General features: G+C 72.3%; 28 protein-coding genes. 13 read left to right on the top strand and 15 right to left on the bottom strand.

All coding sequences use genetic code 11. The features are described from left to right. Positions 1 to 27: 27 nt before the first annotated feature. Complete coding sequence (locus ACIBTU_RS01485) at positions 28 to 852, top strand: SAM-dependent methyltransferase (RefSeq protein ID WP_399123833.1); 825 nt, start codon at positions 28 to 30, stop codon at positions 850 to 852. Positions 853 to 873: 21 nt separating this feature from the next. On the opposite strand, the gene ACIBTU_RS01480 is transcribed toward ACIBTU_RS01485, so the two are convergent. The 3 genes from ACIBTU_RS01480 to ACIBTU_RS01470 all read right to left on the bottom strand — a co-directional run bounded on the left by ACIBTU_RS01480 (position 874) and on the right by ACIBTU_RS01470 (position 3,516). Next, positions 874 to 2,193 carry a S28 family serine protease gene (locus ACIBTU_RS01480; protein WP_399123832.1) on the bottom strand — a complete coding sequence of 440 codons (1,320 nt, stop codon included), beginning with the start codon at positions 2,191 to 2,193 and terminating at the stop codon, positions 874 to 876. Between the two features lie 250 nt (positions 2,194 to 2,443). Then, the gene (locus tag ACIBTU_RS01475; protein ID WP_399123831.1) at positions 2,444 to 2,935 is read right to left on the bottom strand and encodes a peptidylprolyl isomerase; all 492 of its coding nucleotides are present in this window, start codon (positions 2,933 to 2,935) and stop codon (positions 2,444 to 2,446) included. Positions 2,936 to 3,036: 101 nt separating this feature from the next. Further along, positions 3,037 to 3,516: a DUF4188 domain-containing protein gene (locus tag ACIBTU_RS01470; RefSeq protein WP_399123830.1), complete on the bottom strand. Its 480-nt coding sequence runs from the start codon at positions 3,514 to 3,516 to the stop codon at positions 3,037 to 3,039. A 118-nt stretch (positions 3,517 to 3,634) separates the two neighbouring features. Here ACIBTU_RS01470 and ACIBTU_RS01465 point away from each other — a divergent pair, with 118 nt between their 5' ends. The 7 genes from ACIBTU_RS01465 (at position 3,635) to ACIBTU_RS01435 (ending at position 9,577) form a co-directional block, all read left to right on the top strand. Further along, positions 3,635 to 4,276 (top strand): MerR family transcriptional regulator, encoded by a 642-nt coding sequence (locus ACIBTU_RS01465; RefSeq protein ID WP_399123829.1) that lies wholly within the window; start codon positions 3,635 to 3,637, stop codon positions 4,274 to 4,276. 76 nt (positions 4,277 to 4,352) lie between these two features. Continuing rightward, complete coding sequence (locus tag ACIBTU_RS01460; protein ID WP_399123828.1) at positions 4,353 to 4,631, top strand: zinc-ribbon domain-containing protein; 279 nt, start codon at positions 4,353 to 4,355, stop codon at positions 4,629 to 4,631. Between the two features lie 458 nt (positions 4,632 to 5,089). Then, a complete protein-coding gene (locus tag ACIBTU_RS01455) occupies positions 5,090 to 6,841 on the top strand; it encodes a sensor histidine kinase (RefSeq protein ID WP_399123827.1) in 1,752 nt (583 codons plus the stop codon). 100 nt (positions 6,842 to 6,941) lie between these two features. Continuing rightward, positions 6,942 to 7,361, top strand: a complete 420-nt coding sequence (locus tag ACIBTU_RS01450) for a roadblock/LC7 domain-containing protein (protein WP_399123826.1) — start codon at positions 6,942 to 6,944, stop codon at positions 7,359 to 7,361. Continuing rightward, on the top strand, positions 7,358 to 7,717 hold the full coding sequence (locus tag ACIBTU_RS01445) for a DUF742 domain-containing protein (protein ID WP_399123825.1): 360 nt from the start codon (positions 7,358 to 7,360) through the stop codon (positions 7,715 to 7,717). The genes ACIBTU_RS01450 and ACIBTU_RS01445 overlap by 4 nt, the downstream gene beginning before the upstream one ends. Then, complete coding sequence (locus ACIBTU_RS01440) at positions 7,698 to 8,330, top strand: GTP-binding protein (protein WP_399123824.1); 633 nt, start codon at positions 7,698 to 7,700, stop codon at positions 8,328 to 8,330. Before ACIBTU_RS01445 ends, ACIBTU_RS01440 begins: the two co-directional genes overlap by 20 nt. Then, positions 8,327 to 9,577, top strand: coding sequence for a cytochrome P450 (locus ACIBTU_RS01435; protein WP_399123823.1), 1,251 nt, complete (start codon positions 8,327 to 8,329; stop codon positions 9,575 to 9,577). The genes ACIBTU_RS01440 and ACIBTU_RS01435 overlap by 4 nt, the downstream gene beginning before the upstream one ends. Here the strand turns inward: ACIBTU_RS01435 and ACIBTU_RS01430 are convergent. The 4 genes from ACIBTU_RS01430 to ACIBTU_RS01415 form a co-directional block, all read right to left on the bottom strand. Then, positions 9,558 to 9,986, bottom strand: coding sequence for a hypothetical protein (locus ACIBTU_RS01430; protein ID WP_399123822.1), 429 nt, complete (start codon positions 9,984 to 9,986; stop codon positions 9,558 to 9,560). The genes ACIBTU_RS01435 and ACIBTU_RS01430 overlap by 20 nt on opposite strands. 19 nt (positions 9,987 to 10,005) lie before the next feature. Further along, positions 10,006 to 11,073 (bottom strand): tryptophan--tRNA ligase, encoded by a 1,068-nt coding sequence (trpS, locus tag ACIBTU_RS01425; RefSeq protein WP_399123821.1) that lies wholly within the window; start codon positions 11,071 to 11,073, stop codon positions 10,006 to 10,008. A 191-nt stretch (positions 11,074 to 11,264) separates the two neighbouring features. After that, entirely contained in the window at positions 11,265 to 12,488 is a 1,224-nt protein-coding gene (locus ACIBTU_RS01420; protein ID WP_399123820.1) for a cytochrome P450, read from the bottom strand. Between the two features lie 135 nt (positions 12,489 to 12,623). Beyond that, a complete protein-coding gene (locus tag ACIBTU_RS01415) occupies positions 12,624 to 13,664 on the bottom strand; it encodes an NAD(P)-dependent alcohol dehydrogenase (RefSeq protein ID WP_399123819.1) in 1,041 nt (346 codons plus the stop codon). Positions 13,665 to 13,967: 303 nt separating this feature from the next. Between ACIBTU_RS01415 and ACIBTU_RS01410 the strand changes: the two genes are divergently transcribed. The 3 genes from ACIBTU_RS01410 (at position 13,968) to ACIBTU_RS01400 (ending at position 16,154) form a co-directional block, all read left to right on the top strand. Then, on the top strand, positions 13,968 to 14,954 hold the full coding sequence (locus ACIBTU_RS01410; protein ID WP_399123818.1) for a Dyp-type peroxidase: 987 nt from the start codon (positions 13,968 to 13,970) through the stop codon (positions 14,952 to 14,954). 5 nt (positions 14,955 to 14,959) lie between these two features. Continuing rightward, positions 14,960 to 15,760 (top strand): family 1 encapsulin nanocompartment shell protein, encoded by an 801-nt coding sequence (locus tag ACIBTU_RS01405; RefSeq protein ID WP_399123817.1) that lies wholly within the window; start codon positions 14,960 to 14,962, stop codon positions 15,758 to 15,760. A 70-nt stretch (positions 15,761 to 15,830) separates the two neighbouring features. Then, complete coding sequence (locus tag ACIBTU_RS01400; protein ID WP_399123816.1) at positions 15,831 to 16,154, top strand: hypothetical protein; 324 nt, start codon at positions 15,831 to 15,833, stop codon at positions 16,152 to 16,154. Here the strand turns inward: ACIBTU_RS01400 and ACIBTU_RS01395 are convergent. The 6 genes from ACIBTU_RS01395 to ACIBTU_RS01370 all read right to left on the bottom strand — a co-directional run bounded on the left by ACIBTU_RS01395 (position 16,141) and on the right by ACIBTU_RS01370 (position 21,739). Beyond that, positions 16,141 to 17,349: a glycosyltransferase gene (locus ACIBTU_RS01395; protein WP_399123815.1), complete on the bottom strand. Its 1,209-nt coding sequence runs from the start codon at positions 17,347 to 17,349 to the stop codon at positions 16,141 to 16,143. The two genes, ACIBTU_RS01400 and ACIBTU_RS01395, sit on opposite strands and share 14 nt — an antisense overlap. A gap of 189 nt (positions 17,350 to 17,538) precedes the next feature. Beyond that, positions 17,539 to 18,348 (bottom strand): MerR family transcriptional regulator, encoded by an 810-nt coding sequence (locus tag ACIBTU_RS01390; RefSeq protein WP_399123814.1) that lies wholly within the window; start codon positions 18,346 to 18,348, stop codon positions 17,539 to 17,541. Between the two features lie 51 nt (positions 18,349 to 18,399). After that, complete coding sequence (locus ACIBTU_RS01385; protein WP_399123813.1) at positions 18,400 to 19,278, bottom strand: universal stress protein; 879 nt, start codon at positions 19,276 to 19,278, stop codon at positions 18,400 to 18,402. A 49-nt stretch (positions 19,279 to 19,327) separates the two neighbouring features. Then, entirely contained in the window at positions 19,328 to 20,638 is a 1,311-nt protein-coding gene (locus ACIBTU_RS01380; RefSeq protein WP_399123812.1) for a hypothetical protein, read from the bottom strand. A 162-nt stretch (positions 20,639 to 20,800) separates the two neighbouring features. Beyond that, positions 20,801 to 21,250 (bottom strand): ATP-binding protein, encoded by a 450-nt coding sequence (locus ACIBTU_RS01375; protein ID WP_399123811.1) that lies wholly within the window; start codon positions 21,248 to 21,250, stop codon positions 20,801 to 20,803. A 57-nt stretch (positions 21,251 to 21,307) separates the two neighbouring features. Beyond that, entirely contained in the window at positions 21,308 to 21,739 is a 432-nt protein-coding gene (locus tag ACIBTU_RS01370) for a hypothetical protein (RefSeq protein ID WP_399123810.1), read from the bottom strand. Positions 21,740 to 21,994: 255 nt separating this feature from the next. Here ACIBTU_RS01370 and ACIBTU_RS01365 point away from each other — a divergent pair, with 255 nt between their 5' ends. After that, positions 21,995 to 22,495, top strand: a complete 501-nt coding sequence (locus ACIBTU_RS01365) for a DinB family protein (RefSeq protein WP_399123809.1) — start codon at positions 21,995 to 21,997, stop codon at positions 22,493 to 22,495. Positions 22,496 to 22,510: 15 nt separating this feature from the next. On the opposite strand, the gene ACIBTU_RS01360 is transcribed toward ACIBTU_RS01365, so the two are convergent. Further along, on the bottom strand, positions 22,511 to 22,807 hold the full coding sequence (locus ACIBTU_RS01360; protein ID WP_399123808.1) for a DUF1905 domain-containing protein: 297 nt from the start codon (positions 22,805 to 22,807) through the stop codon (positions 22,511 to 22,513). Between the two features lie 197 nt (positions 22,808 to 23,004). Between ACIBTU_RS01360 and ACIBTU_RS01355 the strand changes: the two genes are divergently transcribed. Then, on the top strand, positions 23,005 to 24,717 hold the full coding sequence (locus ACIBTU_RS01355; RefSeq protein ID WP_399123807.1) for a chitinase: 1,713 nt from the start codon (positions 23,005 to 23,007) through the stop codon (positions 24,715 to 24,717). Between the two features lie 32 nt (positions 24,718 to 24,749). Here ACIBTU_RS01355 and ACIBTU_RS01350 read toward each other — a convergent pair whose 3' ends face one another. Next, positions 24,750 to 25,190: an OsmC family protein gene (locus ACIBTU_RS01350; protein ID WP_399123806.1), complete on the bottom strand. Its 441-nt coding sequence runs from the start codon at positions 25,188 to 25,190 to the stop codon at positions 24,750 to 24,752. Positions 25,191 to 25,446: the final 256 nt, after the last annotated feature.

Here is a 25,446-nt window from a genome sequence, read left to right as displayed (position 1 = left end):
GAACACCCGTGTTTGAGGAGGCACTTCATGTCGGACCAGGGTTCCGGATACGCCGCCGCGTCTGAGCTGCGCAGCCGCATCGACACCACGACGCCGCATTCGGCCCGCTTCTGGAACTACTTCGTGGGCGGCAAGGACCACTACGAGGTGGACCGGCAGGTCGGCGACCAGATCAAGAAGATCTTCCCCGGGCTCGTCGACGTGGCCGTGTGCAGTCGGCACTTCCTGGGCCGCGTGGTGCGTCATCTGGTCGCCGAGCACGGGGTGCGGCAGTTCCTGGACATCGGCACGGGCCTGCCGACCGGGGACAACACCCACCAGGTCGCCCAGGGCGCGGCTCCGGACGCGCGGATCGTCTACGTCGACAACGACCCGCTGGTCCTCACCCACGCGCGGGCCCTGCTGACCAGCACGCCCGAGGGCGCGACCGCGTATCTCGACGCGGACCTGTACGACACGGCGAAGATCCTCGAGTCCGCCGCGGACACGCTGGACCTGTCGCGGCCGGTCGCCCTGCTCATCCTCGGCACGCTGGGTCACGTCGACCCGGTCGAGCGCGCGCAGGGGATCATCGGCGAACTGATGGCGGGACTCGCGCCGGGCAGCTTCCTGGCGGTCAGCGACGGCACCGGGACGAGCCCGGGCATGATCGCCGCGTCCGCGGCGTACAAGGAGAGCGGCGCGGTCCCGTACCATGTGCGCTCGGTCGCGGAGGTCACCTCGCTGTTCGACGGTCTGGAGCTGCTGGAGCCCGGCGTCGTGCGGGTCACGGACTGGCGGCCGGAGCCCGGCGCCGCGCCGTACCCGAACCCGGCGGTCGACGCGTACGGCGGTGTGGCCCGCAAGGCCTGACGCCGGGCTCCGAGGCAGGGACTACTTCCCGGCCCACCGGCGGATCGTCGCGGTGGCGGCGTCCCGCTGGTCGGCCGGCAGGGCGGCGATCCGCGCGCCGTGGTTGGAGCCGGGCACGACGTACTTGTACGAGTCGTGGGCGCTCGGGGTGAACTGCTCGGCGCTCCACGGGTCGTTCTGCCCGTACACGAAGAGCATGCGCCGCGAGTCGTTGCGGACCCACTTGTCGACGCCCTTGATCGCGGTGCCGTCGTAGGTGGTGCGCATGCCTTCGGGCAGGACCGAGTTGGGCTGGTAGATGTCCGGGTAGTGGCGGACGCCCTTGAGGTTCTTGAACTTGAGGTCGGCCCAGCCGAGCTGGGCGGCGGCCTGCCGGTAGTAGGGGCCGCTGCCGTTGGCGCCGAGGGTGGAGTCCTCGTAGACGGACAAGCCGTGGTCGAGGGACCAGGCGTAGAGCGCGTCGTCGGAGACGGTCTTCGCGTCGGGGACGGTGGGGCAGTCGGCGGCGGTGCCGGACTGCCAGAAGTTCCACACCTGGTCCAGGACGGCGAACTCGTAGGCGCGGTCGGTGGTGCCGAGCGTCTCGGTGAAGGTGTAGCCCTCGTCCTTGGCGGTCTGCTCGAACTTGGGGAGCAGGGTGTCGCGGCGGACGAGCATCTCGCGCTGGACAGCGGCGAGCGCGTCCCGGCACTGCTGGGTGCCGACGGACGTGAAGAAGCGCTCGTACGTGCTGTCGTCGTCGTTGTTCGCGTCGTTCGGGGCGACGTAGGCGACGACGCCGTCGTAGTCGCGCGGGTAGAAGCGGTAGTGGTAGGTCGCGGTCATGCCACCCTTGGAGCCGCCCGTCGCGAGCCACTTCGAGGTCTTCTCGTACAGCGGTCTGACGGCCTGGACGACGGCGTGCTCGTCGGCGGCCTCCTGCTGGACGGTCATCTTGTTCCAGGGCGTGGCCCCGGCGGGGACGGACGGGCCGAAGAAGCGGTGCTCCATGCTCAGCTGGTTGGCGTCGAGGAGCGCGGTGGGTTCGCGGGTCGAGGAGGAGAGCCCGTAGCCGCCGGTGTAGAAGACGACGGGCCGGTCGGCGGACTTGTGCCAGAGCGTGAAGCGCTGCTGGAAGGTGCCGGCCGCCGGATCATTGTGGTCGACGGGCTGGGTGATCGCCAGGGAGTAGAGCGGGAAGCCCTCCTTGTCCGTCACGCCGGTGACGGACACGCCGGGTATCGCGCGCAGCCGGTCCTCGAAGGACCGATCCGCGGCGGACGCCGGTGCGGCGGTCGCGGCGAGGGCGCCGGCGGTCAGCGCGGCGGACAGCAGGAGCGTGGGTACGGTGCGCAGGCGCACGGATGCCTCCCGGGTTGTGGGCACGACGATGTGGATCACGATCGGTGAGCGTGACCCTAACGCGCCCGGGGCCGCCGGGAGTTGAGTGCGGGAAGTTACTGCTCGTTACTGTCCCCGGCCCGGGTGCGGGTGCGTCCGGGAACGCGCGGAGGCCGGGCCCCGCCGTGTGGCGGGGCCCGGCCTCTACGGGTGGATCAGAACCCGTGAATCAGAGCCCGTGACTCAGAACCCGTGGATCAGAGCCGACGGATCAGAGCTGGCCGGACTCGGAGATCGTGATCTTGGCGGCGGTGGCACCGCTGCGCGAACCGAGGGACTCGATCTTCTTCACGAGCTCCATGCCGTCCTCGACCTCGCCGAAGACGACGTGCTTGCCGTCGAGCCAGTCGGTGACGATGGTGGTGATGAAGAACTGCGAGCCGTTGGTGTTCGGGCCCGCGTTGGCCATGGAGAGCAGGCCCGGCTTGGTGTGCTTGAGCTGGAAGTTCTCGTCGGCGAACTTCTCGCCGTAGATGCTCTTGCCACCGGTGCCGTTGCCGGCGGTGAAGTCGCCGCCCTGCAGCATGAACTGCGGGATGACGCGGTGGAAGGAGGAGCCGGCGTAGCCGAAGCCCTTCTCACCGGTGCACAGCGCGCGGAAGTTCTCCGCGGTCTTCGGGACGACGTCCTCGAAGAGGTTGAACGTGATCCGCCCGGCGGGCTCGTCGTTGATCGTGATGTCGAAGTAGGTCTTGATTGCCATGGCCCAATCTTTTCATCACGACGGGCGGATTGCCGATTCGGCCCGCCCGTACGACCGCGCCGGGACACCCGGTAGCCGGAGCATGACCGCCCGTGACCGAATCAGGTCGACAACCGGTCGCGCGCCTGCACGCCGTCCTTGAGCGACCGCATCCCGTAGGCCTTGGCGAGCCCGTAGGGCGGCATGTCCCCGTAGATGGTCTCGTACGAGCCGGCCGGGACGACGTAGGTCTCGTGCCAGAGGCCGACGTGGCCGCCGCTCTTGCGCACGAGCTTGTTGATCCGGGCCCACCACGGGCGGTGCCGCTTGTCGGGCAGGGCCGCGTAGGTGAGGAGCTTGTCCTTGGACTCCCAGTACTGGATGACGAAGTAGGAGCGCGGGCTCGCGGTGCCCAGAATGTGGTCGAGCAGTCCCAGACTGCGGTCTTTGCCCAGCTCCCTGAGCATCATGGGCATGGCGAAGAACACCGGCAGCCAGCGGTGCACCGCCCAGAAGTGATTGATCCGCATGCCGATGAGGAAGACGACGACGTCCTCATCGACTGCAGCGGTCGAGCGTCCCAGTTGAGTTTGCGCGGACACGACTCCCCCGATCCGTCGGACTTCGAATGTGAGACTGCAGGCCATGCGTGTGCTGCGGCTGCGGCGATCACCGAGGCCGTGGTTGGATAGTGACACTTTCCAAGAAGGGGCACAAGAGATGCGGCTTGCGGAGCTGAGCGAGCGCAGCGGGGTGCCGGTGGGCACGATCAAGTACTACCTGCGCGAAGAACTGCTCCCGCCGGGGCGGCGGATCAGCGCGACCCAGGCGGAGTACGAGGAGGCGCACGTGCGCCGGCTCGCACTGATCCGGGCGCTGATCCAGGTCGGCCGGGTGCCGGTGGCCACGGCCCGCGAGGTGATCGCGGCGATCGACGACGACTCGCTCGACACGACGTTCCGGGTGGGGGCCGCGATGTGGGCGCTGCCCCAGCCGCCGGACCCGGACCCGGAGGACCCGTACATCGTGCGGGCGACGGCGCTGGTCGAGTCGCTGCTCGACGAGCTGGGCTGGACGCACGCGCGGGAGATCGGCGCGCTGTCGCCCAGCTACCGCGCCCTGATCAGCTCGCTGGCGACCCTGCCCCGGGTCGGCTACGAGTTCCCGCCCGAACAGCTGACCCCCTACGGGCGCGCCGTGGAGGAGATCGCGACGGTGGACCTCGACCATCTGGACCGGTACGACGACACCACGGAGAAGGCGGAGATCGTGGTCGGCGCCGCGGTGCTCTTCGAGCCGGTGCTGCTCGCGCTGCGCCGGCTCGCCCAGGAGGAGCTGACGACCAGGCGTTACGGCTTGTGAGGACCGGGCCGGGGCTGCCTACGATGACGTCAGGCCCCGGGATCCCGGCGGCGGGTCGGCATCGGGAGGGGACGTCATGATCATCTTTGGCACGCGGGGCTACGTGTACCAGCTCGCCATGCTCACGCTGCTGTGCGGCCACTGCGGCAATCCGGCCGCGCACGCCCTGCGCAAGCACGTCACGAAGTTCACGCTGTTCTTCGTGCCGCTCTTCCCGGTCTCGGTCAAGTACCGCACCCAGTGCACGTTCTGCGGGCTAGAGCAGCGGCTGCCCAAGGAGCAGGCCGAGGGAATGCTCGCGCAGGCCTCACCGGCGCCGGGCGGCAGCGCGCACCAGCAGCACATCCAGGGCTGAGCCCCGGCCGGCCCGGCGTGGGCCTCGCGCGGGACTGACACCCGCCCGACGTTGGCCCGGCGCGAGACCGGCACCCGCCCGACGTTGGCCGAAAATATCCGCCCGGCGACTTTCCCCGGACGACTCCGATGCCTCCGGCGCCCTCGCGCCGGAGGCATCCGTCGTTCCCAGCCCGGACTCGAGGGCGGTCCCGCCCCCGCCCGGACCGGCTTCCGCCACCCCTTCCGGTTCCTCACGCCGTATCACGCCCCCTGTCACGGAAGGCGAGTTCGCGACGAAGTCACCGCCAGGGCGTACTACCCGGATTGTCCGGTCTGCTCGGCCCGCGGCATGACTAGCATGAGCGCTCGTACGGTCCGGAAGATCGGCGTCCCGTTCGGCGTCCGCCTGGTGGACCGAGCCGTCGACGTGACCGGTCGGCGCATCACCCCCCGCACTCAAGGACCGAGGACCGCGGAATGTCAGTGCCTGCTCCTCCCCGCCCGCGCGCGACCGCGAAGGCCCGGCGCACCTCGCTCGGCAGACCGCTCGCCGTGCTCGTGGCGGCGGCCGCGGCGGCGGGCGCCTCGGCCGCTCTCGCCCCGTCGGGCGCCACCGGCTGGGCGGTCGTCACGGTCGCGGTCGCCTGGGCGGCTCTGGCCGTCGCCGTCCTCCTGGGACACACGGGCGGCGACCGGGCCCGGCGCGACGCCCGGCGGGCCCGCGAGGAACTCGCCCTGACGCAGGGACGGCTGACGCAGCAGTCCGCCGAGACCGCCCAGCTCGTGAACCTCGGGCTGCCCGCCGTGCTGCGCCGCATCGAGGAGGGCACCGAGGCGGCGCCGGGCGCACAGTCCCCCTCCGATCCTCAACTGCGCCGGATCCTGGACGAGTTCACTGCCGCCCTGGAGTCGATGGACCGCCGCGCCCGACAGGTCGCCGCCGAACGGGACGCCGCGCGCGCCGAACTGGACCGTGGCACCGCCGAGTTGGCCCGCATGACCCAGGAGACGTTCCCGACCGCCGTGGCCCGGCTGCACGACGGGGTGTCCGCCGACGCGGTCCTCGCGGAGCTCGACTGGCCCGCGACCCCGGTGCTCCGCGTGCCCGCCGAGGCGTTCCTGCGCGAGCTCGCGCTGAGCGAGCGCCGCGCCGCCGCCGCGCAGGCCGCCTCCGCGAAGGCGCTCAGCCGTGTCCAGGCCAAGTCCGTGAGCATGCTGGCCGATCTGCGCAGCATGCAGGAACGTCACGGCGAGGAGGTCTTCGGTGATCTGCTGCGCCTGGACCACTCCACCTCCCAGCTCGGCCTGATGACGGACCGCCTCGCCCTGCTCATGGGCGGCCGCTCCAGCCGCGCCTGGAACAAGCCCATCGTCATGGAGAGCGTGCTGCGCGGCGCCGTCGGCCGCATCGCCGCCTACCAGCGGGTGCGTCTGCACTGCGCCACGAACGCGGCGATCGCCGGGTTCGCCGCCGAGGGCGTGATGCACCTGCTCGCCGAGCTGATGGACAACGCGGCCAACTTCTCGCCGCCCATCGACGAGGTGCACGTCTACGTGGAGGAACGGTCCGCCGGGATCGTCGTCACCATCGAGGACAGCGGCCTGAAGATGGCCGACGCCGCGATGCGCCGCGCGGAGGAGGCGGTCTCCGGCCAGGTCACCGACCTCGCCTCGCTCCAGGGCACCCGGCTCGGGCTCGCCGTCGTGGGCCGGCTCGCGCTGAAGTACCGGATCGACGTCAACTTCCGGCCGTCCTCGCGCGGCGGCACCGGCGTCGTCGTCCTGCTGCCGCCGCAACTGCTCGCCCAGCGGCGGGAGGCCGTGCGGCCCGCCGCCATGGCGCCGCCCGCCCCGGCCGAGTCCGCTCCCGCCGCGGCGCCGGTCCCCGGGCCCGCGTCGCCTCCGGCGCCGGAGGAGACCCACGAGCGGGCCGAGGTGCCCGATCCGCGTCCCGCGCCCGCGAGCGGCGCGACGCCGGGCGGCCTGCCGGTGCGCGCCCCCGGCCGCACCATGGCCGCCGCCGAGCAGGAGCGTTCCCGCCCCGCGCCCTCCCCCGGGCGCGCCGCGGACCCCGCCCGGAGCGCGGGTGCCCGCTTCGGCGCCTTCCACCGGGGCCGCAAGACCGCGGAGAGCGGGCTCCACGACGGCGCCCCGTCCGCCCCGGACGCCCCCGGACGGCGCCCCGCCGGCCCCACGGACGACGCGGACCGGCCGGACCGTCCCGCGTAGCCGCCGCGCCCGAGACCCACTCACCCCCCGCTCGACACCTGAGATTGGAGGCACGGGCGGCACCCCGGCTCCCCCGCCGGACCGGTCCGCCCGACCCGCCGTGCAGACCACTGACACCAGCCTGACCTGGCTCCTCGAGAACCTCCTGGAGCGCACCCCCGGCACCCGGCACGCCCTGGTCCTGTCCCGGGACGGCCTGAAGCTGTGCTGGAGCGAGCATCTGACGCTCGACCAGGCCGACCAGCTCGCGGCGATCTGTTCCGGCATCCAGGCCCTCGCGCAGGGCGCCTCGGTCGAGTTCGGCGACGGCACCGGCGGCGTCCGGCACTCCATGACGGAGTTCCACGGCGGCCTGCTGTTCATCGTGGACGCGGGCGAGGGCGCCCACCTCGCGGTGCTCGCGGACGAGGACGCCGACCCGGGCGTCGTCGGGCACCAGATGACGGAGCTGGTGGAGCAGATCGGCGAGCACCTGCGGGCCGCGCCGCGCGAGCCCGTCGTGGGGAGCGGCGCCGCGTGACCCGGCGGCCGGTGGACACCGGCGACCCGGACCGGCTGTACACCGTCACCGGGGGCCGCTCGCGCGTCGACGACACCTCGTTCGACCTGGTCACGCTGGTGGTCAGCGAGTGCGCCCCGGTCGCGGGCATGCAGTCCGAGCACGTCCGGATCCTGGAGCTGTGCCGGCATCCGACGGCCGTGGTCGAGATCGCCGCCGAGCTCAGGATGCCGATCACCGTGGTCCGCATCCTGCTCGGCGACCTGCTGGCCGGCGGCAAGGTCACCGCCCGTCATCCGCGCGCGGCCCCCGGGGTCGCCGCGCTCCCCGATTCCGCCCTTCTCAAGGAGGTGCTCCATGGGCTCCGCAACCTCTGAACTGTCCGCGACCTCGGAGCTTTCCGCGCGCACCCCGCTCGGCCACACCGCGGACACCGGCCTGAAGATCGTCGTGGTGGGCGGCTTCGGCGTCGGCAAGACCACGCTCGTCCGCTCGGTCAGCGAGATCCGCCCGCTGAACACCGAGGAGGTCATGACGCAGGCCGGCGTGGGCGTCGACTCGACGGCGGGCGTCGCCTCGAAGACGACCACCACCGTCGCCTTCGACTTCGGCCGCATCAGCCTCAACGACCGCATGGTCCTCTACCTGTTCGGCGCTCCGGGCCAGGAGCGGTTCTGGTTCCTGTGGGACCGGCTGTTCTCCGGCACGCTGGGCGCGGTCGTCCTCGTCGACACCCGGCGCATGGACGACTCCTGGTACGCCATCGACCGGCTCGAGCACCACGGCACGCCGTTCGTCGTGGCGGTCAACCGGTTCGACGACGAGCCCGTGCGGCACTCCCTCGACGAGATACGCCAGGCGCTCGCACTGCCCGCCCACGTGCCGATGGTGGACTGCGACGCCCGGGTCAGATCCTCCGGCAAGGACGTGCTGATCACCCTCGTCGACCACCTCTACGAACTGGCCATGGCCCAGGAGAAGACACCGTGACCGACCAGAGCCCCACCGCACCCGCGGGCTGCCCGGCGCACGCGGGCGCGGTCCCGCTGAGCGGCCTGGAGTACCAGCAGACACCGTCCCAGCTGTACCGCTCGCTGCGCCGTGAGCACGGTCCGGTGGCCCCCGTGCTGCTCGACGGGGGCGTGCCGGCGTGGCTGGTGCTCGGCTACTCCGAGGTCAGCTATGTGACCGCGCACGACGAGCTGTTCGCCCGTGACTCGCGCCGCTGGAACCAGTGGGAGAACATCCCCGCGGACTGGCCGCTGATGCCGTTCGTCGGCTACCAGCCCTCGGTACTGTTCACGGAGGGCGTGGAGCACCAGCGGCGGGCCGGGGTGATCACGCACGCCCTGGAGCAGGTCGACCAGTTCGAACTGGCCCGGGACTGCGGGCAGATCGCCGACGCGTTGATCTCGCGGTTCGCGGGCAGCGGGCAGGCCGAGCTGATGGCGGCGTACGCGCACGCGCTGCCGATGCGGGCCGCGGTGCAGATGTGCGGGATGCCGCAGCTGGGCACGGACACGCAGGATCTGGTGGACGATCTGCGGATGTCGCTGGACGCGGGCGAGGGCGACGATCCGGTCGCCGCGTACGTGCGCGTGGGCGAGCGGATCCAGCGGCTGGTCAAGGAGAAGCGGGAGCGGCCCGGGGCGGACGTGACCTCGCGGATGATCCTGGACCCGGCGGGGCTGACCGACGAGGAGATCGTGCAGGACCTGATCTCGGTGATCGCGGCGGCCCAGCAGCCGACGGCGAACTGGATCTGCAACACGCTCCGTCTGCTGCTGACCGACGAGCGGTTCGCGCTGAACGTGTCGGGCGGCCGCGTGAGCGTGGGCGAGGCGCTCAACGAGGTGCTGTGGCTGGACACGCCGACGCAGAACTTCATCGGCCGGTGGGCGGTGCGCGACACCCAGCTCGGCGGCCGTCTGATCCGCGCCGGCGACTGTGTGGTGCTGGGGCTCGCGGCGGCGAACACGGACCCGCAGATCTGGCCCGAGTCGCACGTGGGCGCGGAGAACGCGGCGCACCTGTCGTTCAGCAACGGCGAGCACCGCTGCCCCTATCCGGCGCCGCTCCTCGCCGACGTCATCGCGCGCACGGCGGTGGAGACGCTCCTGGACCGGCTGCCGGACCTGGTGCTCGCGGTGGAGCCGGCGGAGCTGACCTGGCGCCCGTCGATCTGGATGCGGGGCCTGACCTCGCTGCCGGTGCGGTTCACTCCGGTGGTGCACTGAGCGGGCCGAGCACCGGGCAGACGAAGAGTTCCGCCAGCAGAGTCCGTTGACGGTCCGTCACGGGCGTGACGAACACGGCGGCGTCGGCCCCGGTCCGCGCGACCAGGGCCGCCGCCTCCCGCGCCTTGCCGGGGCTGAGGACCGTACGGGCGGAGTGCGGCAGGTGCATCTTGGCGGCCCCGCCCGCGGACACGCCGCGCCGCTGCACGATCCGCCCGACGACGCGGGCTCCGGCTGCGGTCAGCTCGGTTTCGGCGGCGTCCATGCGGGCCGTGTGATCCTTGTGCCGCGCGCTGAAGTGCCCTACGAGGACGAGGTCGGCGCCGGCCAGGGGCAGGGCCCGCACCGGAGTCCGGCCCGGCGCCGGCCGCCGCTCCGGTCGTCGGTCCCGCCTCCGGTTCTGCTGCACGCCGGCCAGCGTAAGCCCTTCAGTAGGCGGCGCCCATGGACTCCCGCACCTCCCGGAGGGTCCGCTCCGCGATCTCGTTGGCGCGGGCGTTGCCGGCCCGGAGCACGTCCGTGACCAGTCCCCGGTCCGCGGCGAACGCGGCGCGACGGGCTCGGATCGGGGCGAGGCGGGTGTTGACGGCCTCGGTGACCCGGCGCTTGAGCGCGGCGCCGCCCCCGTCGCCGATCTCCTCGGCGACCTGGTGCGGGTCGCTCTCCTCGCAGAGCGCGGCGAGCAGCACGAGGGAGGACACCTCGGGCCGGTGCGCGGGGTCGTACGTGATGCGGCGCTCGGCGTCGGTCTTGGCGCCGCGGATGAGGCGGGCGGTCTCGTCGGCGTCGGCGGACAGGGAGATGGCGTTGCCGCGGCTCTTGCTCATCTTGCCGCCGTCGGTGCCGAGGAGCAGCGGCGCGGTGGAGAGCAGCGCCTCGGGCTCGGGGAAGACCGGACGGTCCTTGGCGTAGCGCTCGTTGAAGCGGCGGGCGACGGTGCGGGTGATCTCCAGGTGGGGCAGCTGGTCCTGGCCGACAGGGACGAGGTTCGCCTTGCAGAAGAGGATGTCGGCGGCCTGGTGGACGGGGTAGGTGAACATGAGGCCGCTGACGGAGGCCTGCCGGGAGTGGGCGATCTCGTCCTTGACGGTGGGGTTGCGGTTGAGTTCGGAGACGGAGACCAGGCTGAGGAAGGGCAGCAGCAGCTGGTTGAGGGCGGGTACGGCGCTGTGCGTGAAGATCGTGGAGCACTCGGGGTCGATGCCGATGGCGAGGTAGTCGAGGACGAGCTCCTCGACGTACTCCTTCAGGTTCTCGGCGATGTCGCGGTCGGTGAGGACTTGGTAGTCGGCGACGAGGACGAGGGTCTCGACGCCGAGGTCCTGGAGTCTGACGCGGTTGTGCAGCGTGCCGAAGTAGTGGCCGAGATGGAGGCGTCCGGTGGGACGGTCTCCGGTCAGGACACGGAACCGTGCGGGGTCCTTGCGGATCAGCTGCTCCAGCTCGGCGCTGCGCTGCTGGGCGGTGGTGGTGCCGAGGGTGTCGGTGCTGCTCATGGTCTCTCCCGGGGTCGTGGTCGCCCTCGGGACGGCACCGCTTCCGGGAGACTTCCGGGGGAAGCAGAAAGGGCCGTCCGGGGACGGCCCTTGTACGTGCGTGAGTGGGTGGCCGCCTCTAAGTGAGGCGCCACCAGTTCAGGCACGAAGAACGATGCATACGGCCATGCTACACGGGACCACGGCGGAGGTCAGGCTCCCACGGGCGTGAAGCGCACCGGCAGGGACTTCGGGCCGCGGGTGAACACGCCCTGTTCGACGGGGTCGAAGCCCTCGGCGAGCCGCAGGTCGGGCATGGCGTCGAGGAGCTGGTTCACGCCGGTCTCGACCTCGGCCTTGGCGAGCAGCGCGCCGACGCAGAAGTGCCGGCCGAGCGCGAAGGCGAGATGGTCGGCGGCGGCCGAGAAGGCGGTGGTGGTGGTCAGGTCCTCGCGGAAGATGTCGAAGCGGTCGGGGTCCTTGTAGCGGTTCTCGTCGCGGTTGGCGGAGCCGATGAGGCAGGTGACGGTGGCGCCGGCGGGGACGGTGCCGCCGCTGAGCTCCACGTCGACGGCGGACTGCCGCATGATCATGTGGACGGGCGGGGTGAAGCGGAGCGTCTCGGCGAAGGCGCGGGGGATCAGGGAGCGGTCCTCGCGGACGGCGGCCAGCTGCTCGGGGTGGGTGAGCAGGTTGGCGAAGATGCTGGCGATGGCCTTGTCGGTGGTCTCGCCGCCGGCGGCGAGGAGCAGGCTGCAGAAGGCCTTGATGTCCTCGTCGCTCATGCGGACGCCGTCGACCTCGGCGGCGCAGAGCGCGGAGAGGAGGTCGTCGCCGAGGTTCTCGCGGCGGGCCCGGATGATCGGGATCATGTACTCGGCGAACTCGACGCGGGTGCGCTCGCCCGCGGCGGCGACGTCGGGGTCGCCGGCGAGGTTGCCGAGAAAGGCGATGACGGTCGTGTACCAGCCGTGGAAGCGGGCGTGGTCGGCCTTGTCGAGGCCGAGCATGTCGGCGATGACGTTGACCGGGAAGCGGGTGGCGTAGTCCGCGACGAGGTCGGCGGAGCCGGTGGCGCGGAAGGTGTCTATCAGCTCACGGGAGTTGGCCTCGATGACGGGCAGGAACTTCTCCTGGAGGTCGCTGCCGCGGAAGGCCGGGGCGACGAGCGCCCGGCGCACCGCATGCTCGCGCCCGCTGAGCTGGAGGATCGTCCTGCCGTGCACCGGCTCGATCTGCCAGTCGTAGTTGTCGGTGGTGAACTGCGCCTCCTTGTCCTTGAAGACGCGCTCGACGTCGGCGTACCGCGAGACGATCCAGCTCTGTGTCGGCTCGTGCCGGACGAGCGGCGCGGACTCCCGCATGGCGCGGTAGGCGGGATAGGGGTTCGCGGCGAACTCCGGCGACAGGATGTCGGGGATCTGCGCGGTGGACATGGAGCTCCCTGAGTGGGGTGACGGACGGTCCACCTCAGGTTATTGATCACCCGTCACCCGGAACAGGGTGCTCCGCGCCGACAGTTGAGCGCTGCACGAACCTCGTGGCCGAAAACCGACGGCACCCGGCCGGTCTCAGCCGTTGGGGAGGATGACGGCCCGGCCGTTGATCTTGCCGTCGTGCAGGCGCGCGTACGCCTCGGGCGCGTCGTCGAGCGAGTACGTCTCGGTGTGCACGGAGACGTCCCCGGCCCGCGCCAGGTCGAGCACCTCGATCAGCTCGGCGCGGCTGCCCCAGTACGGGGCGGTGACGCTGACCTCGTAGTTCTGCCGACCGAAGCCGACGGGGAGGGCGCCGCCGCCGATACCGACGAGGGTGACGTCACCCTCGGTCGCGGCGATGGCGCCGGCGGTGTCGACGGTGGGCTGGATGCCGACGAAGTCGAAGACGGCCTCGGCGCCGCGCCCGCCGGTGAGCTCACGGACCTTCGCGGCCGCGCCGGCGTCCGAGAGGAGCGCCTGATGGGCGCCGACGGTGCGGGCGAGCGAGAGCTTCTCCTCGGAGACGTCGAGGGCGACGACGCGGGCGGCGGTCATGGCGCGCAGCAGCTGGATGGCGACGTGGCCGAGCCCGCCGGTGCCGATGACGACGGCGGTGGAGCCGGGCACGAGCTTGGGCAGCGAGCGCTTGATGGCGTGGTACGGGGTGAGGCCGGCGTCGGTGAGCGGCACGGCGGCGACGGGGTCGAGGCCGCCGAGGGGCACGAGGTGGCGCGGGTCGTCGACGATCATGTACTCGGCCATGGAGCCGGGGGCGCCGAGGCCGGGCGGGTGGATGCCGAGTTCGCGGGCGCGCAGGCAGTAGTTCTCCTTGCCCTCGGCGCACTTGATGCAGGCGCCGCAGCCCCAGGGGCCGTAGACGGCGACGGAGTCGCCTTCGCTCAGGCCGGTGACACCCGCGCCGAGGGCGGCGACGGTGCCGACGCCCTCGTGGCCGAGGGTGAGGGGCAGCGGGAAGGAGAGCTCCTCCGCGGACCAGCTCATGACGGCGATGTCGGAGTGGCAGACACCGGCCGCGGTCACCTTCAGGAGGACCTGCCCGGGGCCCGGTTCCGGATCGGGGACGGTGACGACCTCGGGGGCTGCTCCGACGGTCCGGTACTGAAGTGCCTTCATGGCTCGACTCCTTCGTCGCTCTCGCCTGCCCCCGCCCCTCCACCGTACTCCCACTCGCGTCCCATCGGGACACATGTCCCCATGGGACATGCCACAGGACAAAAAAGGACCCCGACCGTACGGGGGAGAACGGTCGGGGCCTGGTTCAAAGTTTAACATCGAACCAACCTGCTCCGGGCCGCCGCCGCGCCGTCCGGGGGTGAGGTCGGACACATCGTTCCATCAGACGCACATGCCGCGTTCCACCACTGCCCATAAGGTGTCAAAGGCCAGTATTCGCCGCCACCTGTGCAGGGAGAGCTCGTGGTTCAACCGCAGGACGTCCTCGCCGCACCCGTCAAAGCCTCGGTCTTCCTCGTCGTCACCGTCGCGCCCGGCGGGGAGGAGACCGTACGGGGCACCTTGGAGGACCTCTCGGGGCTGCGCAGATCCGTCGCCTTCCGCGCCCCCGAGGACACCCTCACCTGCATCACCGGCATCGGCTCGACCGCCTGGGACCGGCTCTTCGACGGGCCCCGCCCCCGCGAGCTGCACCCCTTCCAGGCGCTGGCCGGTCCCCGCCACCTGGCCCCGGCCACCCCCGGCGACCTCCTCTTCCACATCCGCGCCCGGCGCATGGACCTCTGCTTCGAACTGGCCCGGCTGCTCGTCGAGCGGCTCGGCCGCGCGGTGACCGTCATGGACGAGGTGCACGGGTTCAAGTACTTCGACGAGCGCGATCTGCTCGGCTTCGTCGACGGCAGCGAGAACCCCACGGGGAACGCCGCGCCGGCCGCCGTCCACATCGGCGACGAGGACCCGGACTTCCGCGGCGGCAGCTACGTCATCGTGCAGAAGTACCTGCACGACATGGCGGCCTGGGAGGCCCTGCCGACGCCCGAGCAGGAGAAGGTCATCGGCCGCGCCAAGCTCACGAACGTGGAGATGGCCGACGACGTGAAGCCGTCGAACTCGCACGTCGCGCTCAACACGATCGTCGACGAGGACGGCACGCAGCGGCAGATCGTGCGCGAGAACATGCCGTTCGGCACGGTCGGCTCGGGCGAGTTCGGCACCTACTTCATCGGCTACGCGCGCACGCCCGACGTGACCGAGCGGATGCTGCGCAACATGTTCCTCGGCGATCCGCCCGGCAACCACGACCGCATCCTCGACTTCTCCACGGCGGTCACCGGCTGCCTGTTCCACGTGCCGACCGCCGACTTCCTCGACGACCTGCCCGCGCCGCCCGCCCGGACCGCCGACCCCGTCGACGGCACCCTCGGCATCGGCAGCCTCAAAGGAGCCTGAGCACCATGAGTACGAACCTGCACCGGGAACTCGCGCCGATCACCCCCGCCGCCTGGGCCGAGATCGAGGAGGAGGCGCGGCGCACCTTCCAGCGCCATGTGGCGGGCCGCCGCGTCGTGGACGTCACCGGGCCCGACGGGCCCGAGCTCGCCGCGGTCGGCACCGGCCATCTCAGCGACATCAGTCCGCCCGCGCCGGGCGTCCTGGCCCGGCTGCGCGGGGTGCAGCAGCTGGTCGACCTGCGGGTGCCGTTCACCGTGAGCCGCGACGCCGTCGACGACGTGGAGCGGGGCGCGCAGGACTCCGACTGGCAGCCGGTGAAGGACGCGGCCCGCGCCATGGCCTTCGCGGAGGACCAGGCGATCTTCGACGGGTACGCGGCGGCGGGCATCCCCGGGCTGCGCCAGCGCACCTCGAACCCGGTGCTCAGCCTGCCGGCCGAGCCGCGCGACTACCCCGACACGATCAGCCGGGCCCTGACCGCGCTGCGCCTCGCCGGTGTCGACGGCCCGTACGCGCTGCTGCTCGGCGCGGACGCCTACACGGCCGTCAGCGAGACCTCCGACCACGGCTATCCGATCGCCAATCATCTGGGCCGCATCCTGAACGGCGAGCTGATCTGGGCGCCCGCGCTCAACGGCGCGTTCGTGCTGTCCACGCGGGGCGGCGACTTCGAGCTGCGGCTCGGGCAGGACCTGGCGATCGGCTACACGGCGCACGACGCGCACGGCATCGAGCTGTACTTCCAGCAGACGCTGACCTTCCTGCCCTACACGGACGAGGCCGTGGTGGCGCTCAACGCCTGAGTACGCGCCCCCCGGCGGTTGAGTACCCGCACCGGTGCGCCGGTGCGGGCCCGGCGCGTTCCATGGCGCCATGGATCACCTCCCCGCCCCGCCCTCCGACACGCCGCAGCGCCTGCGCTTCTGGTCCGTCGTGGCCGCCGTGCTGTTCCTGCCCGCGGCCCTCGGCGCGGCCGTGCTGACCCTGATGTCCGAACGGGCGGGACGCTGTCTCACCTACGGCGAGCAGTGCGGTTCCTCGCTGCCGAACCAGGTGCTCGCCGCGGCTCTGGTGCTCGGGCTCGTCGCGCTGGTGGTGGTGCAGGCGGCGTCAAGCGTGCGGGTGCGCCGGTGGGCGTTGGGCGCGCAGCTCGCCCTGGAGTGCACGGCGCTGGTGACGATCCTCAGTCACGCATGAGGCGTTCGACGGCCTTCACCGCGGCGCCGGTGCCGTCCTCCGCGGCCATGCGGGCGGCGACATCGGGTGCGCCGGTCGCCTCCGGCAGGGCACGCAGGGCCGTGGTGAGACGGGCGGCGGTGAGCTCCGCGAACGGGATCGGGGCGACGGCGGCACCCACGCGGTACAGCCGTTCGGCCCAGAACGGCTGGTCCGCGGTGACCGGCACCGGCACCGAGGCCGCGCCCGCGCGGGCGGCGGCGGCCGAAGTGCCCGCGCCGCAGTGGTGCACGACGCCGGCGGTGCGGGGCAGCAGGAGTTCATGGGGCAGGTCGCCGACGGGGAGGATGCCGTCGGCGTCGGCGGCGAGCCCGGCGGCGCCCGACTGGAGGATGCCGCGCAGCCCCGCGCCGCGCAGCGCCTCGACGGCGAGGGCACTCAGCCGCTCCCCCTCCCCCGCCGCCATGCTGCCGAACGTGACCAGGACGGGCGGCGGCCCGGCGGCGAGGAAGTCCTCGACCTGCTGCGGCAGTTCACGCGTGCCGAGGTACGGCCACCAGGTGCCGACGACCTCCAGTCCGGGCCGCCAGTCCGCGGGGCGCGGCACGAGCGCCTCGCTGAAGCCGTGCAGCACCGGACGGCCGGCCCGCTCCTCGCGGCGCCGGATCTCGGGGCCGTGCGCGGGCGGCAGGTCGAGACGGGCGCGCAGGTCCCGTACGGCGGGGGCGTAGACGCGGTCGACCATGCGCAGCGCGAAACGGCCCGCGAGGCGGTTGCCGAACCGTCCGAGCGAGCGCGTCCCGGCGACGACGGGCGGGAACGCGCCGGTGGGAGCGTTGGGCTGGAGGTGCGCGCCGAGCGCCGGAATGCCGGTGGCCTCGGTGAGGTGCGGGCCGAGCGGGGCGGTGGTGGCGGACAGCAGCATCAGGTCGGTGTCCGCCTCCACGGCGCTCTCGAAGCCGCGCCCGATCTCGGCGACGAACGCGGCGGCGCTCCGCATCAGCGCACGCCGGTCCCGGGGCCGCCCCGGTTCCACGGCCCGCCGCGTCCCCTCGGCCAGCGCCCGGAACCCTAGCCCGGCGGTCCGCACCATCGGGGCGAACTCCTCCTGCGTGGCGACGTGCACGTCGTGCCCGGCGGCGAGCAGTCCGGCGCCGAGCCCGGTGTAGGGCGCGATGTCTCCGCGGGACCCCGCGGTGGCGATGAGAATCTTCACGGCTGCTCCGGGGAGGGTGGGTGTAGGCGGTCGGCTCGGCCAGGCGGCCGCCCGGCTCGGGTGATTCGAGGGCGAAGGCGCCGGATCCTCGACGCTGCGCAGGGGCAGCCGGGACGTCTGCGGGCGCGGCCTGTGCGCCGCGGCCGGCCGCGATGCCACGCACCGCGCGCCCCGAGACGGGCGGGGCCTTCATCGCTGATCCGGGGAACCCTCAAAGGTCTCCGGGTCGGCGTCGAGGCGGGCCGCGTTAGCGTGCACCGCGGCCTGGAGGTACGCGGCGAGGCCGGGACGCTGTTGGCCGGGCGGCACGACGAGGGCGAAGGCGCGGGGGTCGCGGGCGAAGTCGTCGGCGATGCGGCGGTGGGTCTCCGGTGGGCACGGGGTGAACCAGCGGGCGGTGTGGCGGCGTTGTTCCTCCGCCAGGGCCATGGCCTCGGGGCCGTCGGCGGGCAGGCCGTCGTCGTACGCGGCGAGGAGGTCGCGGCGCCAGGCGGCCGCCTCGCGCATCAGGGTGCGCCAGTCCTCCTTGGAGTGGGCGGCGGCGCGGGCCATCGCGGTGCGGTGGCCCGCCGAGTCCCGCCCTCTCACCTCGGCCTCGGTCGCGTAACTGAGGTCGAAGGTGATGTCGCCGAAGACGTCGAGGCGCTCCTCGGGGGTGAGGCGCACACCGGTCGTCTGCACCTCGATGGCCCGGTCGGTGAGTCCGGCGAGATGGGTCAGGCGTTCGATCTGTTCGGCGAGCTGACGCCGGCGGGCCCGCAGGTGGTCCAGCACGTCGGCGTCCGGGTCGGCGAGGATCGCGGCGATCTCGTCGAGGGGGAAGCCGAGTTCGCGGTAGAAGAGGATCTGTCGCAGGCGGGCCAGGTCGGCGTCGCCGTAGCGGCGGTAGCCCGCCGGGGTGCGGGTGCTCGGCGAGAGCAGCCCGGTGCGGTCGTAGTGGTGCAGGGTGCGCACCGTCACCCCGGCGGCCTCGGAGAGCTGCCCGATCGCGTACTGCATGCCCGTGCCCTTTCGTCGGGGTCGAGCATGCAGCCTGACGTAAGGGGAGACTCAAGCCCGGTGCGGCACCACCGCCACCGGGCAGGGCGCGTGGTGCAGGACCGCGTGCGCGACGGAGCCGATGCGGGCGCCGACGGCGGTGCGGCGGGCGCGCCGCCCGACGACGAGGAGCTGGGCGTCGGAGGCGACCGACAGGAGGACCTGTCCGGCGCTGCCGATCTCGGTGTGCTCGACGACCGGCACGTCGGGGTACCGCTCGCGGAGCGGGGCGAGGGCGTCGCCGAGGGCCTTCTTCTCGTACGGTTCCAGGCCGCCGGACTCGTCGAGGAGTTCGAGCGAGGCCGGGCTGTAGGCGAAGACCGGCGGAAGGCTCCAGGCGCGCACCGCCCGCACCCGCGCACCGCGGGCGGCGGCGGTGCGGAAGGCGAAGTCCAGGGCGTCCGCGCTGTCCTGCGGATCGCCCTCCTGTCCTACGACGACATCCCGCCCGGCGGCCTCGGCGGAGGCCTCGTCGCCGGAGCGCACCAGGACGACGGGGCGCTCGGCGCCCGCGATGACCTGCTGCCCGACGGAGCCGAGCAGGAAGCCGACGAGCGGGCCGTGGCCGCGCGAGCCGAGCGCGAGGAGCTCCGCGCCGGCCGCGGCGGCGATCAGGGACTCGCCGGCGCCGTCGTCCTCCAGGACGTCGGTGGTGACGGCGAGCCCGGGGTGGCGCTCGGCGAGTTCCCGCCGGGCCTCGGCGAGCAGGTCGTGCGCCCACTGGATCTGCGCGGCCTCGTCGGCGGCGAGCACCAGGGTCTCGGGCAGGAGCTGTCCGACGTGCACGAGGCGCAGCGGCAGGTCGCGGCGCACCGCCTCGCGGGCCGCCCACGCGGCGGCGGCCGCGCTCTCGGGTGATCCGTCCACTCCCGCGGTGACCGGCCTGTTCATCCGACTCTCCTCCTCGTGCGGCGTACGTGTGTCTCCGCCCGATCCTGCCTCACTTCGCTCGCTGTCCGACGCCGCCCCCGGCCGGCTTCCCCGCCGTCCCGGTCCTCTCGGGGCGCAGGTAGGTGTTCCAGCCGCCGGGCGGCCGCTCTCCGACCTGGAGCGAGCGCAGCCGGTCGAGGACGGCCGGGTCCTGGGCGTCCAGCCAGTCGACGAACTGACGGAAGGACACGAGCCGTACGTCCTTCTTGTCGGAGATCTGCTTGAGGGTGGTCTCGACGGCGTCCATGTAGATGCCGCCGTTCCATTCCTCGAAGTGGTTGCCGATGAAGAACGGGGCGCGGTTCGTCTCGTAGGCCCGCTGGAATCCGGCGAGGTAGGACTCGGTGGCCTGGGTGCGCCAGCCCGGGTAGTTGTAGGACGGGGCGCGGGTGGAGTTCTTCGACTGGTTGGCGAGGATGTTGTAGTCCATCGACAGGACCTCGAAGCGGTGGCCGGGGAACGGGATGCCCTGCAGGGGCAGGTCCCAGACGCCCATCTTCTTGTCGGGCCAGCGCTGGAGTCCGCCGGGCGAGGAGGCGTCGTAGCGCCAGCCGAGCTCGCGGGCCACGGGCAGCAGGTTCTCCTGGCCGAGCAGGCAGGGGGTGCGGCCGCCGATGAGTTCCTTGTCGTAGTCGAAGGGCAGCGACGGGTGGTCGTGCCAACCGGTGTGGGTGCGCCAGGACTTGACGAAGGTGCGGGCCTGCTCGATCTCGCTGCGCCACTGGGCTCCGGTCCAGTTGGCGACCGAGCCGGAGCCGCCGCAGAAATGGCCGTTGAAGTGGGTGCCGATCTCGTGGCCGTCCATCCAGGCCTGGTGGACGCCCTTCAGGGTCTCCCGGACGTGGGCGTCGGTGAGGTAGCCGATGTCGGAGGCGCCGACCGGGTTGTTCGGCGGGTTGTAGAGCCGCTTCCTGGACTCGGGCAGGAGGTAGAGCCCGGAGAGGAAGAAGGTCATGTGGGCGTTGTGCTCGCGGGCCAGGTCGAGGAAGCGCGGGAAGAGCCCGTTGCCGACCTCTCCTGCGCCGTCCCAGGAGAAGATCACGAACTGCGGCGGGGTCTGCCCCGGCTCCAGCGGCGCGGGCGCGCCCGGCTGGCGGGGCTGGGCCCCGGTGTACGAGGTGGAGCCGTCCCCGATGAGCCGCGGGGCGGCCTTCTTCGGCCCGGCGGGCTTGTCGGGCCGGCGGCCCGGACCGGCCTGCGGGCGGGGCTGTTCGGCCTCGCCGGCGCATCCGCCGAGCGTCGTCACGGCGGCGGCGCCGAGACCGACCCCGAGGCCCAGGCGCCCCATCTCCCTGCGGCTCATTGCCTTGCTGGAACTCATGGACATCCCAACCCGCGCCGCGCGAGGGCGCGTTGTACGTCCCCCCACACGGACACCGACCCCCGCACCGTAGAACCGATAAACGGACAAAAGGGTCATTTCAGGCGGCGCGGCGCACAAAAGGGCCCTTAAGTCGGGCAGCGGGAAGGCCGGGCCGGGCTCTCAGGCCGGGAGCGTCAGGACGGCACTGACGCGCTTGCCGACCGGTACGCGCTCCACCCTGAGCTCGGCGAGCGCGCCCACGATCTCGAGTCCGTGTCCGCCGACCCGGGCGGGATCGCGCGGCCGGCGGCGCGGGACGGCGGCCCCGCTGTCGTAGACGGTGACGGTGACCTGGCGGGGCGTTCCCTCGAGCTCGAGGACGCAGGGGCCGGGGCTGTGCCGGTCCGCGTTGGTGATCAGCTCGCTGACGACGAGCAGGACGTCGCCCGCGGTCACCCTGTCCAGGGCCACGCTCCAGGTCTGCCGCAGCCCGGCCAGGAAGGCCTCCGCGAAGGCACGCGCCTGGGCGCTGCACCCCGCGCCGCCCGAGTAGTGGGTCGCCCGCCACAGGGGTTCCATGGTCGCCGCGCCGCGTCTCGGCGACGGCGCCTCGTCGAATCTTTCGGTCATTCCGCGTCTCTCTCGCACCGGGAGGACCTCCGTCGGGGAGGCTTCCGCAGCGGGCTGCTACCCCGGGACGGGCAGGGCAGTCCTGCCGGGGGGTGTGACGCGCAGCGCTGTCCTGGCCATCCGCAGGGCGTCGACGGATTCGGCGAGGAGCTCGTACTCGGTCGTGTCGTCGCGGGCGGCGATCCGCACCAGCCGGCCGTCGGCCAGCTCCTCGGCGGCGCGGTCCTGATGCCCGTCGTCGGCGCACCAGGCGCGCAGCCGGGCCGGTACGTCGGGGGCGTCCTCGGCCACGGGCACGAGGGCCCCGTCGGGTAAGTGCGGGAGCCCGGGGCGGGGGTCGAGGCGCTCGGCGATCCAGGTCGCCCGGTCCCGTAACCACCACAGAGCCAGTGGCAGGGTCGGGGCGCGGTAGGTACCGAGCGGGACCCCCACGCGCCGTCCGCCGCAGATTCCGTACGCGGTGACATGGCACAGGAATTCGTCGTGCACGATCTCCCCCATTGCCTGACGTCATTGATCAGTACTTGGTGAGCAATTGATCAGTGATCGAGCGCGGCGGCGGGAACAGCCGGCGATGCGGTTCTCGACGTGCCGTGTCCCGTTGTCGCGGAACGGATTTCAACCATCCCACCTGTTGAGTATCGACACTCAGGACCCACTGTCACCACAGCATTCACGCCAGTCTCTTACCAAAGCAGGGCCCAGAATTGGCCGAAACCGGCACGGTGGACGACACTGCTGCTCATGCGCTCACACGAGGTACTCATCGACGGTTACGGAAGAATTCGCGAAGAAGTGCACGCGGTCCTCGACGGTATTTCCGTGGCGGATCTTCATGCCCGCCCGACGGCCGAGGCGAATTCCGTCGCCTGGCTGATCTGGCACCTCACCCGGGTGCAGGACGACCACATGGCGGACGCGGCGGGGCGCGACCAGGTGTGGCGGTCACAGGGCTGGGCCGAGCGCTTCGACCTGCCGCTGCCCGAGGCGGACACGGGGTACGGGCATTCGCCGAAGCAGGTCGGCGAGGTGCGGGTGGAATCCGGCGCGGTGCTGCGCGAGTACTACGACGCGGTGCACGAGCAGACCGTGGCCTTCCTGGCCGGGCTCGACGACGCGGCGCTCGACCGGATCGTCGACACCCGGTGGGACCCGCCGGTGTCGCTGGGCGTCCGGCTGCTCAGCGTGCTGTCGGACGACCTTCAGCACGCCGGCCAGGCGGCGTACGTGCGCGGCCTGCTCTGAGCCGCCGGGGCCCGCTCAGCCGAGCCGCTCCTCCAGCCGGACGATGACGGAGTCGCCCGCCTCCTTGCCGATCGTCCGGCGCAGCTCGGCCTTCACGGGCAGCTTGTGGCGGCCGTCGCCGAGAGCCATGAAGGAGCTGGTGAAGGGGCGGCCGTCGACGGTGCCGCGGACCTTGACCAGGCCCCGGGTGCCGAAGAAGGCGGCCGCTTCCGGCCACACCACATAGGTCCATCCGCCCGGCTCCGGGCTCTTCTCCAGGACGGCGCTGAACTCCTTGTTCAGCGCCGTTCCGGCGTTCGCGTGCGCGCTCATCGCGGCCTCCGGTGATCGTCTGAGGGCCGGTCCGGTGCGGCCCGCCCACCCGTACTGACCGCGCGCCGCCGGAGAACTCATCGCGTCCGGTCGGAACGTGAACCCTTGACAACTCGATTGGTCTGGACCAACTTTGGCGCACAGCAGCGGTGGCCACCGTTCACTCCCGTTCCTCACCTCTCCCCCCGGAGGCACCCGTGGACCGTGTACGTCATCGCAGATCCGGCACCCGCCGGCGGCTCGGCGCCCTGCTCGCCGTCACCTCGGCCGCGGCGCTCGGCGTCACGACGCTCGCCGCGCCCGCCCAGGCCGCCGATGTGAACGTCGCCAAGAACGCCGGTTTCGAGGCGGACCTGAGCGGCTGGACGTGCAGCGCGAACAGCGGCACCGCCGTCACCTCCCCCGTGCACGGCGGCGCCAAGGCTCTCAAGGCGACCCCCTCGGGTCAGGACACCGCCGAGTGCAGCCAGACCGTCGCGGTCAAGCCCAACTCGACGTACCAGATGAGCAGTTGGGTGCAGGGCAGCTACGTGTATCTCGGCGCCCGGGGCACCGGCACGACCGACGTCTCGACCTGGACCCCCGGCGGATCGTCCTGGCAGCAGCTGACGACGAGCTTCACGACCGGCGCGAACACGACGTCGGTCACGATCTACACCCACGGCTGGTACGGGCAGAGCGCCTACTACGCGGACGACATCGACGTGCGCGGCCCGGACGGGGGCGGCGGCACCGACCCGGTCGTGATCCCGGCGGTGCCGGCCGGGCTCGCGGCCGGCACGGTGACCGCCTCGTCCGTCGACCTGTCCTGGACGCCGGTCACGGGCGCCACCGGCTACACGGTCTACCGGGACGGCACGAAGGTGGCCTCCGTCGCTGGCGCCGCCACGACCGTCACGGGGCTCGCGGCCGACACCGCGTACAGCTTCCAGGTCAGCGCGTCGAACGCGGCGGGCGAGTCGGCCCGGTCCACGGCGGTGAGCGCGCGCACGGCGAAGTCCGGGGGCGGCGGAGGCGGGGGCGGGACGGTGCCGGCGCACGCGCTGACCGGCTACTGGCAGAACTTCGACAACGGCGCGACGGTGCAGAAGCTCCGTGACGTCTCCGCGCAGTACGACATCATCGCCGTGTCCTTCGCCGACGCGACGACCACGCCCGGGCAGATCACGTTCAACCTGGACCCGGCGGTCGGGTACGCCTCCGCCGCGGACTTCAAGGCGGACATCGCGGCGAAGCACACCGCGGGCAAGTCCGTGATCCTCTCGGTCGGCGGCGAGAAGGGCAGCATCTCCGTCAACAGCGACGCCTCCGCGACCGCCTTCGCCGACAGCGCGTACGCGCTGATGCAGGAGTACGGCTTCGACGGCGTCGACATCGACCTGGAGAACGGGCTGAACTCCACGTACATGACCAAGGCGCTGCGCCAGCTCGCCACGAAGGCGGGGTCGAAGTTCGTGCTGACGATGGCGCCGCAGACGATCGACATGCAGTCGACGGCGGGTGAGTACTTCAAGACCGCGCTGAACGTGAAGGACATCCTCACGGTCGTCAACATGCAGTACTACAACAGCGGTTCGATGCTGGGCTGCGACGGCAAGGTCTACAGCCAGGGCACGGTCGACTTCCTCACCGCGCTCGCCTGCATCCAGCTGGAGGGCGGCCTCGACGCCTCGCAGGTCGGACTCGGCGTCCCGGCGTCCACGCGCGGTGCGGGCAGCGGCTATGTCGCCCCGTCGGTGGTCAACGCGGCCCTCGACTGCCTGGCGCGCGGCACGGGCTGCGGCACGTTCAAGCCGTCGAAGACGTACTCGGGGCTGCGCGGCGCAATGACCTGGTCGACCAACTGGGACGCGACGGCGGGCGGCGCCTGGTCGAGTGCGGTCGGGCCGAAGGTGCACGCCCTGCCGTAGCGGAGCCGTGGCAGAGGTGGATCGGTCCGCGGTCAGCCGCCCATGAAGAGCATCGTCCCGTCGGGGCCCAGTGCCTCGACGCGGGCGCCGTGCTCGACGGTGCGGCTGACCGTGCAGTACTTCTCGTGGGTGAGGCGGATGCCGCGCTCGAGCGTCTCGGCGGCGCGGGTGTCGCCCTCGGGCAGCTCGATCTCGTACGAGACGCGGACGGCGCCGATGCGTCCGTCGTCCTCGGGACGGGACACGGACTCGACGACGATGCGCAGCGCGTCGTGCTCGACGGTGCGGGCGGTGCGGTCCACGACGAGGCCGCCGCAGCCGCCGAGGGCGGCGAGGAGCAGCTCGACGGGGGTGAAGGAGGGCTGGGCGCCGGCGGAGTCGGCGGGGGCGATGCGGACCTCGGCGCCCCGGTCGTTGCGGGCGGTCCAGTCGCGATCGCCGTTGCGGACGGTCTCGATGCGGTAGTCGGCCATGGCGGAACGCTATCGACGCGGGCCGCGCGGCGCCCCCGGAGCGGAGGCTCGGGGGGGGGGCCGGGGGTGGTCCGGGCGGGGGTGGTCCCGCAGGGTCGGGGAGCCCGCGCGCCCCACACGCGCGGGCTCCCCCGGGTGGTGCTTCCCCACTCCGCGGCGGCCGGAGCGGGAGCCGGTGTCCGCCGCGGGCCAGAGTCTGCCGCGCGCCGGGCGCGATCTCATCCCGGACCCCCGGCTTTCGGCAACCGTCCGTGTT

It is taken from the genome of Streptomyces sp. NPDC050145, from assembly GCF_044460245.1.
Lineage (GTDB): Bacteria > Actinomycetota > Actinomycetes > Streptomycetales > Streptomycetaceae > Streptomyces.
The sequence above is the reverse complement of the archived record's forward strand: the minus strand, read 5'-3'. Positions and strand labels throughout refer to the sequence as shown.